Origin of the sequence: Acetobacterium wieringae (assembly GCF_026646375.1) — a bacterium.
GTDB classification, from domain to species: Bacteria; Bacillota; Clostridia; order Eubacteriales; family Eubacteriaceae; genus Acetobacterium; species Acetobacterium wieringae_A.
Map to the genome: position 1 here is coordinate 157529 of NZ_JAIPPU010000006.1, position 14806 is coordinate 172334.

A 14806-nucleotide genomic window follows, 5' to 3' on the forward strand; every position below is an offset into this window, starting at 1 on the left:
TCCCCCTCGCTTTTCTTTTCATCTTTTATGGGGTGAATGTTACGCTGACGTCACTGCCCTTTTCCACAACAGTTGTTGCGGCTGGCGTCTGACTTGATGCAAAACCATTCCCGGTTATCTTAAGATTAAGTCCCAATCCTGTGAGGATTTCATTGGCACTTTGAATCGATAACCCTTTTAAATCAGGAACAATGACCGTTCCAGCTGCCGTACTGTCATCATTTCCCAACGCCAGGATCAATTCACTATTTGGATCGTAAACCGAATTGGTGGGCAAGCTTTGACTGACCACGGTGGAGCCGCTGGTGGCTGGATCGACGACATATTTTATTCCCTTTTCATTAAGAATACTGGCTGCAAAATCAATGTTCTGTCCGACCAGGTCAGGTACCGTAATGGTTCCTTTTTGAATTTCTTCAGCGGTTGTTCCACTGAGTGTCGTATCTGCAGAGTTATAATTAAGCGCCTGTTTGATCAGACTGATGGCAGTTGGCGCCGCACTGGTGCTACCATAGGCGCCTGCCGCCGGCTCATCCAATACGACATACACTGAATACTTGGGATCTTCCACCGGGGAAAAGCAATAAAAGGAAGTAACATACTTGGAACTGGAATACTCACCATTGATGAATTTTTCAGCCGTCCCGGTTTTCCCACCAATGCTGTAACCTTCTGAAAGTGCGGTCATATCGGCATCATATCCCACCACCTTGCGCATGATTTCTCTGGTGGCAGCCGATGTTTCCTTTGAAATAATCTGTTTCGGTGACTCACTTGCCTGTCCCTTGGTTTCGCTGGAAATAATGGTCGGTTTGACATAGTACCCATTATTAACGACACAATTCAAGGCACTGACGATTTGAATCGGCGTTACTGCCAAACCCTGCCCAAATGAAAAGGTCGCATAATCTACTTCATTGACACCACCATTGGCTGTGGATAACCGATTGACAATCCCGGCTTCTTCACCATCCAACTCAATTCCGGTGGTTTCACCCAATCCAAAATTGTAGACATACTGATAGAAAACGTCTGGATTCAATTTTTCAATAATCTGTACCAGTCCGGGATTACAGGAATGGGCAATGGCATCCGATACGGTAACACTGCCATGAGGACCAGTGGCGCAATTGATAACGGCATCGCCAATTTGAATTGATCCCCCACAATAAACCACTGTATCTGGGGTAACCACCCCTTCTTCCAGAGCGGCCGCCCCGGTCAGGGCTTTAAAGGTCGAACCCGGTTCGTAGATAAAACTGACAGCCTGGTTCTTATACATCTCAGCCAGTTTTTCCTGTTCGGTTTTGCCTGTCAAATCCGCTGCATGGGTGGCTGCAAAATTGGCATCCAAAGTAAACGGATCGTTGAGGTTATAATCCGGAGTGGTAGCCATGGCCACTACTTCCCCGGTTTTTGTTTCCATAACGATCGCCGTTACACTCTTCGTTTTCCAGGTTGCAGCCGCTTCTTCCACCGCCTTTTCAGCCATCAGCTGAATATTACTGTCGATGGTTAAGACAATATCTTCCCCCTGAACAGGTTCTTTTAATATTTTGGTTTGGGATGGAATTTGGTTGCCATCAGCATCTTTCTGAAAATAAACAACCCCGTCTTCACCACTTAAAACATCATCATACGTTGCTTCAACACCATAGAGGCCACTATAGTCCGTACCGGTAAAACCAAGAATATAGGAGGCGAAGTTACCGTTGGTATAATACCGCCGATAATCATCTAGCAGTTCAATGCCATTGTAACTCTCTATATCACCATCTTCATCCTTAATCGCTTCCGATTCTTTGATTTCCAACGCCAGAGCGTTATCCACCTTCCCTAAAATCAGCACCGGCTGGTTTTCTTTTCTGGTGGCTTTATCATAAAGCGTCTCGTAGTTATAATCCAGATCTTTAGCAATTGCCGATGCCACTGCCTCGGGATCTTTTATATTGATCGGTTCAAAATATAAGGTGCCATCTTCAATCGTCACCCCGGCAAAATTATGACTGAGTACAATGACCGCCGTACCTTGGCTGATCCCAGTTTTTACCTCGACGATGTCATTCTCCAGCACTGAGATCTTTTTCTGAATATCTTCAATCTTCAAGCCCAGTTTGCTACTGAGTGTTTTAGCCAGACGTTCCGGGTCTTCAACCTCATAAGGAATGACGTTAACCGCCGTAGCCGAAGAATCCTTGGCCAGCACATTTTTGTTGCGGTCATAAATGTCACCACGGGAGGCCTTAATAGGTACTTCTTCAACAAGCTGATCCACTTGCCGTTCATATTTTCCGGTTGAATTTACAATTTGTAGGGAAAATAATTTCCCGATAACAATAATTAAGCACAATGAAAGTACAACCATGGCAATCATAATGCGATTCTGTTTGCCGACCGGTCCAATCTCTCGTTGTGCCTTCTTTTTTATATTCACATTTTTTCTCCACATTTTTATTTAGTTAAGCTTACCTGATTCAGCTTAAAAAAAACCTAACTAAAACAAATTTTCAAACCAACTCTTCACAATTTGTGAGTCAGTCATTAGTGACTCGTCCGCTTTTTCAGTTACCAGCTCCCGCCGATATTGCTCCTGAACCGGCTCAGTCATCCCATAACCTCTGGCCTGCGCCTCAATCGATTGAAGGTTCATGTTGGTTACCAGCTGACCCTCTTTGCTGTCATTAACCTGTACAGCATCCTCCAGAGTTTTCTGAAGCTCCCTGATTTCAGTGTTTTTTTCAGTTATGACCGCATGTTGAAACAAGATGCCGATCATCGCTGCAAAAGCCAACAAACCAATGATCATCACATATGAACTCGTGGTCATCCGTTTTCTATTTTGTTTTGGCATTTTGACTCTTTTTTGCGTGGTTGCCATGGAACACTCCTTTGTTTAACTTTCGGTTCCCAGCTTTTCGACAATTCGTAGCTTGGCACTGCGCGAGCGGCGGTTTTCTTCGAGCTCATCAGCCCCTGGGACAATTGGTTTTCTGGAAACAAGCTTAATTAGCGGGGATTTCCCACATACACATTGGGGAAAATCCGAAGGACAGGTACAGGGGTTGGCTTTCTCTTTAAACAATTGCTTTACCACCCGATCCTCCAGAGAATGAAACGTGATAACACACATTCTGCCACCTGGTTTAAGCGCATCAAGTCCCTGTGTTAAAGCATCTTCCAATATCTTTAGTTCACCATTAACTTCAAGCCGAATAGCCTGAAAAGTTTTGCGTGAAGGGTGTTTTTCCTTAAAACGTTCCCTTGGCGGATAAGCACTTTTGACAATTTCGCTTAACTCCAGGGTGGTTGTGATTCGCTTAAGCGCTCTTGACTTAACAATCGCTTTAACGATTTGACTGGCAAATTTTTCTTCGCCATAAAGAAACAGTATTTTTTTCAGTTCTCCGGGAGCATAGTCATTTACCACCATTTCAGCTGTTAACGCTGCCGATTGGTTCATCCGCATGTCCAGCGGACCATCGTTATGATAAGAAAAGCCCCGGGTATCGTCATCCAGTTGAAATGACGAAACCCCGAGGTCATATAGAATACCGTCGATCCCAAAGAGATGGAGGCCCTTTAGAACCTTGGCTAAACTGGCAAAATTACTTTTTACAAAATGTCGCTGACAGGCAAACCCCGCCAAACGATTTTTAGCATACGCCAAAGCGAAATCATCCTGATCGATACCAACCAAAATGCCGCTTTCATCGAGCGACTCACAAATCCACTGGGAATGCCCACCACCACCCAGAGTGCAATCCACATAGATGCCCTTTGGTTTGATGTCCAGACCGTCAATGGATTCCCGTAATAACACGGTGGTATGTGAAAATGTTTGTGGTTTCATTTATATTCCCAGCATTGCCATGTTATTGGCAATGTCCTCGTAGTTTAAGTCTTCGTTATCGTTATAATCCGTCCATAGTTGGCTGTCCCAAATTTCCAGACGATTTGACACCCCGATAATCGTTACCTCTTTTGTAATTTTTGCATATTTTCGTAAAGAAAGTGGTATGCTGGCTCGACCCTGTCGATCCAATTCGCAGTCAGCTGCACCAGCAAAGAAAAATCGGGTAAACGCCCGGGCATCCTTATCCGATACCGGTAGCGCTTTTAATTTGCTTTCAAAATTACCCCACTCTTCCATGGAAAAAACAAACAGGCAGCAATCCAGTCCTTTTGTTAGAACAAATTCTCCGCCCAGAGATTCTCTGAATTTTGAAGGAATGATCAATCGTCCCTTGTCGTCGATATTATGTTCATACTCTCCAAAAAACATTCAGATCCTCCTCCTTCTTACTTCGTTCTTCCATTTTCTTCCACATTATACCACACTCCACCACCCTTCACAAGTTACGAATGCGGCTATTAAGCAAAAAACAAAGAATTATTTTGTTAAAAATTCCCTACATTTGTATTAATTTTATATCAAATAGCTTAAAAATAAATTCGGTTGTTACTGATTGTTCCTAATTTCTACATTATAACTTGTGATTGTACGAGTTTTGGTTTAAACTAATAAAATAATGAAAATTAAGGAGTTATTTAAAATGAGAGCAGTAGTTACGGTTATTGGAAAAGACCGCACCGGAATAATTTATAATGTATCTAAAATTCTGGCTGAAAATGAAGTCAATATTGAAGACATCAGCCAGACCGTTATGCATGATTTTTTCACGATGATCATGCTTGTGGACATGTCAAATATGTCTGTCGATTTTAATGTCCTGAAAAACGCCCTGGAAACCGTTGGCGAAGACATCGGGATGTCAATCCGTATTCAGCATGAAGATCTTTTCAATGCCATGCACACCATTTAGGCGGCCTGATTATGGCAATGTTTAAAGACGTCCTTGAGACGGTAAGAATGATTGAAAAAGAGCGATTGGACATCCGTACCATCACCATGGGAATTTCATTGCTGGACTGCATTGATTCCTCCGGAGCCAAAAGCCGCCAGATGATTTATGACAAGATCACCCGCTTAGCCGAAAACCTGGTTAAAGAAGGGGAACGAATTGAAAATGAATTAGGAATCCCGATTGTCAATAAACGCATCTCGGTAACCCCAATTTCGCTCATCGCAGGAAGCAGCGATGACCTTAATTATGTTGAATACGCCAAAATCCTCGATGCTGCTGCCGCAACCGTCGGGATTAACTTTATCGGCGGTTTTTCAGCCCTGGTTCCCAAGGGTTTCACCAAGGGCGACCGGATTCTGATCGACTCCATTCCTGAAGCTCTGGCAACCACCAACTGCGTCTGTTCATCGGTCAATCTTGGTTCTTCAAAAGCCGGTATTAACATGGATGCTGTTAAACGGCTGGGCGAGGTCATTAAAGAAACCGCCTACCTGACCCGGGATGCTGACTCGATTGGCTGTGCCAAGTTTGTGGCCTTTGCCAATGCAGTTGAAGATAATCCCTTTATGGCCGGTGCCTTCCATGGTGTTGGTGAAGCCGAATCGGTTCTCAATGTCGGGGTTAGTGGCCCTGGGGTTGTCAAACGGGCTCTGGAAAAAGCCCAGGATGCCTCCTTTGGCGAAATGGCTGAAATTATCAAAAAAACCGCTTTCAAAATTACCCGGGCTGGCCATCTGGTTGGTACAACAGTAGCTGAACGCCTGAATGTCCCCTTCGGTATTTTAGATTTATCTCTGGCACCAACTCCGGAAATCGGCGACAGCGTGGCCCGAATTCTTGAAGAAATGGGCCTGGAACACTGTGGTACTCATGGTACTACCGCAGCGCTGGCGATGCTTAATGACGCCGTTAAAAAAGGTGGTATTATGGCCTCCACCTCGGTAGGCGGCTTCAGCGGAGCCTTTATCCCAGTCAGTGAAGACGAAGGGATGATTGAAGCAGTCGAATGCGGCGCTCTGACCTTTGATAAACTGGAAGCCATGACCAGCGTCTGTTCAGTTGGGATCGACATGGTCGCCATCCCTGGCGATACGCCAGCTTCCACCATCTCTGGTATTTTAGCTGATGAAGCCGCTATCGGCGTTATCAACAATAAAACCACCGGGGTTCGGGTAATTCCCGTTTATGGCAAAGACGTTGGCGATACTGCTGAATTTGGTGGACTTCTGGGGCGAGCTCCGATTATGCCAGTGAATAAAAATGACTGTTCGGTTTTTGTAAACCGTGGTGGTCAGATTCCAGCGCCGATTCACAGCTTTAAAAACTAACAAAGGATAACCCAGGAGGCCTGCAACAGCAGGTCTCCTATTTTATACAAGGAGTAACGAAATGAATCAAGAATTATGGGAAAAATGTGTAACCTATCACGGACATCACTGTCCTGGCCTGGCGATTGGCGTCCGGGCTTCACTGGAGGCGATCAAAGCGCTCTCTCTCGATATGAACAACAATGACAACATTGTTTGTGTCGCCGAGAATGAATCCTGCAGTGTTGATGGAATCCGGGTGGTACTGGAATGCACTGGCGAAAAAGGTAACCTGTTCTTCATTAAAGGCGGGAAACAGGCTTTTTCAGTTTTTAATCAGACCACCGGGGCGAGTGTCCGATTGATTTTAAAAGAACTGCCACCTATGGAACGTGATGAAATGGAAGACTTTCTGCTGAATGAACCTGATGCATCAAATTTATTTGATTTTGAAAAACCCCATTTTGAATTGCCTGAACAGGCTTAATCCACTTGATCGTTTTAAGAACACCGTCTAGCTCAGTCTGTAGCAACTGAGCGTGGCGGTGTTTTTTTAATCGCCACGCAATCACCGATTTATGATATCAGTCGGCTACGCTGATATGATATAATAAGGCAACCAATAAACCTATAATTATCGAACGAGGTATAGCGATGTTTACTCTGCCAACTTACACAGCTCCTGATTTTACAGAAAGCTTTTTTGTTAAAGCCCCCAGTGTTCGGACAATGCCGGCTCCCCTTGACGGGGTGGTACCGGAAAACTTTTATGCCACCACGATCTTCCCCGAATATTTTAAAATTCATGATAGCTGGCAGCTAATGGCTGAAAGTCGGATGGACTGCGTGGTCGTGATCGCCGATGATCGGCCTCATGCCATCGAATTCAGAAATGTCAAGAAAGGCGATGCGGTTGTGGTTGGACGTCATGAAGACGGCGAAAACGGCGTTTATGTCGATCATTTTGCCTTCAGAAAAAAGCAGGCAGATGGTGATAACTTTTCGTTTCGAACGTCAAACTCCCGGGAAACCGCTTACTCCCGGGACTATGACCGACTTTATGAATTACTCGAATTCGAACGTGAGAACGGCTATATTTTGTGGGTTCTCGGCCCGGCGGTTACCTTTGATCAGGACTCCCGCAATGCCATGACGCATCTGATCGAGATGGGCTACGTCGATGCCCTCTTTGCTGGCAACGCTCTGGCGACCCACGATTTGGAATCCCACTTTTTTAACACCGCTTTGGGGCAGGACATTTACTCCAAAGAAAACAAGTCCCTGGGTCACTATCATCATATCGAAACCATCAATCGAGCGAGGAGCTGTGGTTCCCTGAAAAATCTAATCGAAAAATATAAAATCACTGATGGCATCGTCAGTTCCTGTATTACTAATAACATTCCCCTGATTTTAGCCGGTTCGATTCGGGATGACGGTCCCTTACCGGGCGTCTATGCAGATGTTTACAGCGCCCAGGATGCGCTACGGGTGCACACCAGAAAAGCCACCACAATCATCTGTCTGGCAACCCAACTCCATACCATTGCCACTGGGAACATGACCCCCTCCTACCAGGTCATTGATGGCGCAGTGCGACCGGTTTATTTTTATACTGTTGATATCTCCGAATTTGTAGTTAATAAACTCAAAGATCGGGGCAGCCTCAGCTCCAAATCAATTATCACCAATATACAGGATTTCGTCGTCAATTTACAACGAAATTTATCTATAAAGTAATGAACGTACACAAAAAAAAAGACTTCTGCCGAAGCAAAAGTCTCTACCACTCGATGATAAACTACATAATAGATGGTAAAATTAATGGTAATACGGAAAAATTAATCAATTGCAGCACCCAGATCGTACAAGCTGGCGGGTCAATGTGGCTATCTGCATAACTGTTAAAGGTTAACCCGGCAAACTCTCCGATTAAAGCACCTAAAACCCCGGTGATTGCGGCGGCAATAATCGCTGCCACTGGGCTTAATGTACCTGAGAAAACAACGATAGCGGTGGATGCTGCCGGCAATACGATATGATGACAGCCATAGAAGGGTAGTCCCATACAGGCAAAAATCAGTCCAAATGCGGCAATCCCAAAAGCAAAGCCACCCATCTGTGAAAAAATATAAGCGGCTTCATCAGAACCGGCCAGCGCCATATTTCCAAAAGCTGCCACAATTCCACCAACCAGAATACCAAATCCGGCGCCGAGTACCAGTGTGAAAATCATGTCTGAACCCTGCGGCAGATAATGTCGAGTCACACCGGCTGGTGTTTTTCCGGTTAAACCAGAATTTGTGAAAAGTAAGCGCACCAGAATCGCAGAAATTACCACGCTTAATGCAACCGTATCGGTCCAGGCTGCTGATCCAAATACATTTGCCCCAATTAGGGTGCCGATAGTAAAGTTTAATAAATAACCAATAATACCAAAGATTCCGCCAACCAGCAACACAGAAGTGTCTTTTAAACCAGCAAGTGGTGTGATAATGTCGCCACCGACCTCCAATTTTCCAATTTTTTTAGCATAACCGGCAGCCGCTACGGCACCAGCAAAAGCAATACATGGCGAGAACCATGATCCAAAGCTGACGATACCAATCGCTGGCGCTCCGAAATCTCCGGCAAGAATTGCGGCAACAACTGTCAACCCGGTAAAAATAAATGATGGCACGCCGCCGATGGCAGCTGCAAACAGCCCACCGCCAAATGCAGCAATTAATAATGTTAAGTCCATTTCTTTTCTCCTTTTAATCGTATTCAGATTATCGTAAACACATTAACGTTCATCGAGTGGCTCTGATAATGTTTACAAGATCAGTTTAACAAGAAGAGCAAAATTTTACTATGGTCATCATTACCAAAATATCTATTCATCTTTGTGCATTAATCACAACTCAAATGATCATCCTCAAGTGCTTCAACAATGCCCATCAAACTGTTTTATGATCTAACACGTATTCTTCTCAAAATAAAAAAAGAGCCTGAGCTCTCTTAAAATAAGGGGTTTAGTATAAACTTTACGCCATTCTAAACAGGGGTCACAATCCCTATGTGTAATCATACCCTATTTTAAAGCTAAAATCATCAGCCTCTGGTTACAAAAACATCTGATTTATCTGTGCGCACTGCACAGATAAATCAGGCCTTCGACACACGTTTTATGAATTCTTTTTTACATAACTCCCATTCCTGCCCACACTTATTGATGTCTTAAAAATTCTAAAATTCGAAACGAGTAAGCCAGATCAAATTGAACCTTCGGATCAGCAAGATCAAGCTGAGTGAGAGCCTTAATCCGTTCCATGCGATAGCTAAGCGTATTGCGATGAATGTGGAGCTCTGCGCAGGTTTCTTTGTAATTACATCCATGATCAATCAGAGTGTTTAACGTATAGAACAATTCAGATTGGTGCTGACTGTCATATTTGTCAAGGATCAGTAAGCTGCTTTGCACAAAGTCCTTAATATTATTTCGTTTGTCACCATGAATCTTCTCAATCAAGTGAAAAAACTTGTAATCTCCATAAGTGTAGAGTCGCTTTTTTTGATGAACAGACAAACCAATCCGGATGGCTGCCCCCGCCTGTAAATAATAGTACTGAAAATTTTCGATCCCATTAAAGAAATCACTCATGCCAATTCGTAGGGCGTGTTTTTCCATAAAACTCTTCAGCCGTCTGATTCCTTTTTCGGTTTTTTCTTTTTCCAGGTCGGTACATAAAACAACCATTTGATTGCCATAAAAAATTGCGTGGGATTTCGGAAAAACATGATACAAATCATCTCTCAACGAATCTTTGATTCCCTCCTGATAAAGACTATCGTCATTTTGCTCCGACACCAACACACACAAATTGTTACTGCTGTTCAGCTCCGATTCCAGAACCCAGGATTTAAAATCGGCATTTTCCTTATCCCGGCCTTCAATTAAATCCATCAGAATGCCCTCATTCATGTTTCCACGAATATATTTATATTGTGGGATTTTTAGAATAATCTCCGTTAACACCTCATTGGCCAAAAGCAGCAACTCTAAATGCTGATTTGTCACTTCCGCATCTTGAAAAAACATAACCATCGCTCCGGCATACTTTTCCCGGATGATCACTGGAGACACCAATACCTTCGACTCACTTTCCAGCCCGACGATATAGGGTGTTCGTTCCTTTGGGAAACGTTTGACTTCTTCAATGTTGACAATTTCAAAAATAAACTCATGGCTGCAAAAACCTTTGGCGATGGCTAAATTCCAGGAGGGATCGGTGATCTCGTTGGTTCGGCTCATGCCACGAATGGAAAAGTTTATATCAATAAAAACCACCGGTTTTTCCATCAAATAACTGATGGTTTCCACCACATCTTCGACCGTGTGGTTATCCAGTAATAGACTTAATAAGCGATTGCTCTGTCGGTATCTCAGTTCAGTTTGACTTTCCATCGTTGTGTTTTACTTTTTTCTCCATTTCAATTGTTTAAATACCTTGCCAATGCTATCATTGATGATGAGGTTAGCCCGGGAATCCATCGGAGTTGAGGATTTATTGACCAGCACCAGATTCCGCCCCCGGTAATAATCGATTAGTCCTGCCGCCGGGTAAACTCCCAACGACGTTCCGCCAATAATCAATACTTCAGCATTTCTGATGGCGGCAACCGCCTGATTCATCACATCGCTATCGAGCCCTTCCCCATATAATACCACATCCGGTTTGATGGTTCCGCCACAACTACAAAGAGGCACTCCCCGACTTTCTTCTATCATCTGCACGGGATAAAACTGATGACAGCGCATACAGTAATTGCGATGAACTGATCCATGCAGTTCAAGCACCCTTTTACTACCAGCCAATTGATGGAGCCCATCAATATTCTGAGTGATGACTGCCGTCAAGACCTGTTGTTTTTCCAACTCTGCCAGTTTCTGATGGGCATCATTGGGTTTTGCCTGGAGATAGAGCATTTTATTTCGGTAAAAACGATAGAATTCTTCCGTATTATTGATAAAAAATTCATGGGAAAGAATCGTTTCCGGTGGATAACTGTAAGTCTGATTGTAGAGCCCATCGACGCTTCGAAAGTCGGGAATACCACTTTCTGTAGATACGCCAGCGCCACCAAAAAATACAATATTTCCAGCCTTGGCAATCATTTCTTGTAACATTTCGATCTCGTTCATGATTCGACCTCTTTTCATAAATATCTTTTGTTAATCTATTTTTCTCAGGAAATAGTTTACCATATCCAGCCCCCTATTTGCCGACTGTTCACAATAATAGTCTCCATATCGGTCCGCAAATCCATGACATCCTGCCAAAACATGAACATCAACCTTGTCCTTCTGATTAAGTCGGGGAATGATTGAGCGAACCTCAAACGAAGTCTCCTGTTCCGGAAAAATTAGCAGGCAGGGACAGACTGGGCTGACATCAAGATAATCCCTGATTCGTGACCCATAAAAACCAATCATTCCATCACAATTTGGGTTTTCTGTCAAACGCCAAGCGACTGTTGCTCCCACACTTGATCCGAAAACAATAACTTTATTGTAATCTTTCCTGAGTTCAAGCATATCGATTTCGATCTCCTGATATGTCATAAAGCCATTTTTATCAATAAAAGCCTGGTATGCTTCACAATTATGTGTGTATTGATAGACACGTTCTTTCTGACTTAAATCCACACAGAACGAATCAAAATTCCGTTCTCTAAAAAAATCAACCCAATCGTAAATATACTGGTTCATGCCATATATTTCGGGGATAATCACTACCGCTTGTTTAGTTTCTGATCGTTGACCAATCATTTTTATGAATCTCATTTCTTTAAAACCGCTGTGCGACAGCATTTATTTATGATCATAGCACCCTTTCATATTAAGCAATATAAAATCATCAAACTCACGAAAAAGCCACCGCAAAAAATCCTTCCTGCGGCGACTTTTATTACTGAAAAAACAACATTCTCATCTATTGACCGCCTTGATTAATCTTCAGCAATCACAATTAAACCATCTTTTTCTCCCAAACTAACCATTGTTGATTTGCTGGGATTGATATAAATACCATAATTCTTTTTTGCATCCTTTTGTTCTTCGGCAATCACATAACCAATAACTATTTCGTTCTTTCGTTTTGCCGCTTCAACCAGTGAATAGTAATGAACTGTTTTGCCAGGTTGAAGGTATTTTGACGCCTTTTTAATATAAAGCTCCGAACCATCTGCATCAAACAAATCTTCAAATACAGTATTAATCATCCTGTTTTCGGAAACCTGTGTCAACATCAAACTGATCAGTTTTTCGCTGACAATAAAATCATTCACTCGTGTTACTTCGGCCAGTTTTTTATTTCTAAAATCCAGCATTTCACTGACAACTGAAAAGCGACAGTTCATTTTTTCAGAAATATCCCGGAGTTGGAGCAACACAACCAGAGTATTGGCATCCGATTCCTGAACATCAAGTTTAGAGTTATTAGAAAGAATAATAACATGATCGTAATTCTTTACCATCAATTCATCTAAAATCCCGCGATCTTTAGGATCACCTTTCAGTAATTCGATATTTTGATTAACTACCCGACTGAGGGCCATCTGAAAATCTTCGGTTTCAACGCAATCTGACACAACAGTCAGAATCGAACCTTGCGGTACATAGTTATCAATCTCCTGAATAATTAAGTGCGCATTATCATTCCAACCCAAAATTAACGTTTTTTCCGGACTATCCGGTTCAAATGATGGGTTTTGAAGAATTGCATCCGTTTCAATAGAGTATTGCTGTTCGAGGCTAACTTTAATCGTATCATCATCTTCTGAAATGGCAATAATTTGGTCTCCAGGTTTTAGTACAGTGTCCATTGGCGGATTTAAATACGTTTTTCCCTGTGACTGAATACCAATCACCGTTGATTTCTCAAACATAAACAACGTTTCGCCAAATGCTTTACCAATCGTTTCTTCACAATTACTGAAATATATTTCATCTCCACCAAAATCCAACAACTCTGTGTAAACAGTTGAAAGACCTGGTTGACGGCAGGTTTGAGCAATTATACGGGAGATGAGTGTATCACTGAGGATTATTTCCGCCTGATTATTTCCGGCAATTTGTGCCACTTGAACATTTTCTGGATCGCGTAAAACAGTCACAATATTATACGGTTCATTTCGCTTATTCGGATTATTGGTAATAGCCAGAATCGTCTTTATTACCCGCGTGTCATCCTCAGGCATGATGATTATCGAGCGGGATGTGTTTAGACTGACAATTTCTAAGTCATCAATATCGATTGGATTTCCCTGTCGGGTGACGATTCGGGTGGTTTTTAGATCGGTGATTCGCTCACGAATGGCGTCATCCATTTCAGACTTATCATGATTCCCCATCACTACAATACAAGCATGCTTGCGATTGCTGTTCGCTTCAATCAATTCCTCAATAATTGTAAAAATTTGTTCAGACCATCCCAGAATAATGGTTTGATCCCTTTCAATTACCCGGGATCTTCCTTTTCTCAGTGAATCCAATTTTGCTTCAATCCCAGTTGTCAAAATCCCGATCAGGATACTGAGAATAAAGATACCACCAAGGGTTGTAACAAACATCAAAAAGATATAACCCGCACTACCGGTATCTCCACTGACCGTTCCCGAATCAATGGCACGCATTAATCCCATCCACAGAAGCTCAGTAAAACTTGAGGTTGGTCCAGATTGAGTAATCCAGACGATCAAAGAAATCACGGCAATCATAATTGCCGTCGCACTGGCTAATGACAATAATAGTATACCTGTTCCTTTTGACATCAGATTGTCAAATTTGTACCTGAGTTTTTCTAAAAATCCAACTTCATCCATCTTACACCTCTTTAACGTTATTAATTTTAGTCTACAGCAGATTATCTCATTTAATGATGATTATTATAAGGCATCTAATTCATTTATAATTTTTATATTTTATCACATTCAACCATTCGCTTCAATCACTGTTGACACCCTTTTTTTGCGGTTGACGAAGCAGCAGTGGCTTATTCCTGTGCGTCGAAATCATCATCTTTCTTTTTTTTGAAAAGGTTTCCCAAAATCATCCCCACTAATGATACACTCCCATATATGCAGCCATATATAACTACTTTCACACCAATTATCGAGGCTACCAGTGGTAGAAAAATGATACTTATAAAAAGCGGGTAAAACCAGACGATTCCATTTTTAAATCCATATAAAAACCCAGCTATTAGACAATATCCGGGAATAATCAAAAGCATAAAGAACTGAAAATATTTTGAATCCGGCTCCAGCATCGGCACGACAAAAAAGATCACGGCTGTCATTACCAGATATGGTAATGCCGGCAATAATAATAGTAAGTTTTTTTTCATTATCAGCTCCCAAAGTATTCACTACTAAAATTATATTAATGCATTTTTTTATTATAACATGAATAGCTCATGTTATCGATAGTTAAGTATACATTCGCCTCAAACATCTCCTACAGTTACTCCCGCTTAATGGAGCTGTGCAACTCCGGCTCCGCTGTGCTGCGCCTCCGTTTGGGGCTTCGCCCCATAAAAAAATACAGACATAAACATTGATTTCAAGTGAACTTGAATCAGGCTCTCAATT

Annotated in this window: 14 protein-coding genes; 4 read left to right on the plus strand and 10 right to left on the minus strand. The window is 42.5% G+C overall.

Annotation, left to right across the window (positions count from 1 at the left end; genetic code table 11):
- Positions 1-25 precede the first annotated feature (25 nt).
- Genes Q7P33_RS07720 through mraZ form a run of 4 tightly spaced genes read right to left on the minus strand, consistent with a single transcriptional unit; the run spans position 26 to position 4282 of the window.
- Positions 26-2434 carry a PASTA domain-containing penicillin-binding protein gene (locus tag Q7P33_RS07720; RefSeq protein WP_303868994.1) on the minus strand — a complete coding sequence of 803 codons (2409 nt, stop codon included), beginning with the start codon at positions 2432-2434 and terminating at the stop codon, positions 26-28.
- A gap of 60 nt (positions 2435-2494) precedes the next feature.
- A complete protein-coding gene (locus Q7P33_RS07725) occupies positions 2495-2878 on the minus strand; it encodes a hypothetical protein (RefSeq protein ID WP_303868996.1) in 384 nt (127 codons plus the stop codon).
- Positions 2879-2893: 15 nt separating this feature from the next.
- On the minus strand, positions 2894-3850 hold the full coding sequence (rsmH, locus tag Q7P33_RS07730; protein ID WP_303868998.1) for a 16S rRNA (cytosine(1402)-N(4))-methyltransferase RsmH: 957 nt from the start codon (positions 3848-3850) through the stop codon (positions 2894-2896).
- Positions 3851-4282 carry a division/cell wall cluster transcriptional repressor MraZ gene (mraZ, locus tag Q7P33_RS07735; RefSeq protein WP_070371091.1) on the minus strand — a complete coding sequence of 144 codons (432 nt, stop codon included), beginning with the start codon at positions 4280-4282 and terminating at the stop codon, positions 3851-3853.
- A 271-nt stretch (positions 4283-4553) separates the two neighbouring features.
- On the opposite strand from mraZ, the gene Q7P33_RS07740 reads away from it, so the two are divergent.
- The 4 genes from Q7P33_RS07740 (at position 4554) to Q7P33_RS07755 (ending at position 7912) form a co-directional block, all read left to right on the plus strand.
- Entirely contained in the window at positions 4554-4823 is a 270-nt protein-coding gene (locus Q7P33_RS07740) for an ACT domain-containing protein (RefSeq protein WP_070371092.1), read from the plus strand.
- Between the two features lie 11 nt (positions 4824-4834).
- On the plus strand, positions 4835-6193 hold the full coding sequence (locus Q7P33_RS07745; RefSeq protein WP_303869002.1) for a PFL family protein: 1359 nt from the start codon (positions 4835-4837) through the stop codon (positions 6191-6193).
- Positions 6194-6254: 61 nt separating this feature from the next.
- Positions 6255-6659: a formylmethanofuran dehydrogenase subunit E family protein gene (locus tag Q7P33_RS07750; protein WP_303869004.1), complete on the plus strand. Its 405-nt coding sequence runs from the start codon at positions 6255-6257 to the stop codon at positions 6657-6659.
- A 167-nt stretch (positions 6660-6826) separates the two neighbouring features.
- Positions 6827-7912, plus strand: coding sequence for a hypothetical protein (locus Q7P33_RS07755; RefSeq protein ID WP_303869006.1), 1086 nt, complete (start codon positions 6827-6829; stop codon positions 7910-7912).
- A 61-nt stretch (positions 7913-7973) separates the two neighbouring features.
- Here the strand turns inward: Q7P33_RS07755 and Q7P33_RS07760 are convergent, their stop codons facing one another.
- The 6 genes from Q7P33_RS07760 to Q7P33_RS07785 form a co-directional block, all read right to left on the minus strand.
- Positions 7974-8915, minus strand: a complete 942-nt coding sequence (locus tag Q7P33_RS07760) for a hypothetical protein (RefSeq protein WP_303869008.1) — start codon at positions 8913-8915, stop codon at positions 7974-7976.
- 465 nt (positions 8916-9380) lie between these two features.
- The gene (locus Q7P33_RS07765) at positions 9381-10619 is read right to left on the minus strand and encodes a CdaR family transcriptional regulator (protein ID WP_303869010.1); all 1239 of its coding nucleotides are present in this window, start codon (positions 10617-10619) and stop codon (positions 9381-9383) included.
- Positions 10620-10628: 9 nt separating this feature from the next.
- A complete protein-coding gene (locus Q7P33_RS07770; protein ID WP_303869013.1) occupies positions 10629-11357 on the minus strand; it encodes an NAD-dependent protein deacylase in 729 nt (242 codons plus the stop codon).
- A 30-nt stretch (positions 11358-11387) separates the two neighbouring features.
- On the minus strand, positions 11388-11999 hold the full coding sequence (locus Q7P33_RS07775) for a dienelactone hydrolase family protein (protein WP_303869014.1): 612 nt from the start codon (positions 11997-11999) through the stop codon (positions 11388-11390).
- Positions 12000-12163: 164 nt separating this feature from the next.
- Positions 12164-14038: a hypothetical protein gene (locus Q7P33_RS07780; protein ID WP_303869016.1), complete on the minus strand. Its 1875-nt coding sequence runs from the start codon at positions 14036-14038 to the stop codon at positions 12164-12166.
- 170 nt (positions 14039-14208) lie between these two features.
- Positions 14209-14562 carry a hypothetical protein gene (locus Q7P33_RS07785; protein ID WP_303869018.1) on the minus strand — a complete coding sequence of 118 codons (354 nt, stop codon included), beginning with the start codon at positions 14560-14562 and terminating at the stop codon, positions 14209-14211.
- Between the last annotated feature and the right edge of the window lie 244 nt (positions 14563-14806).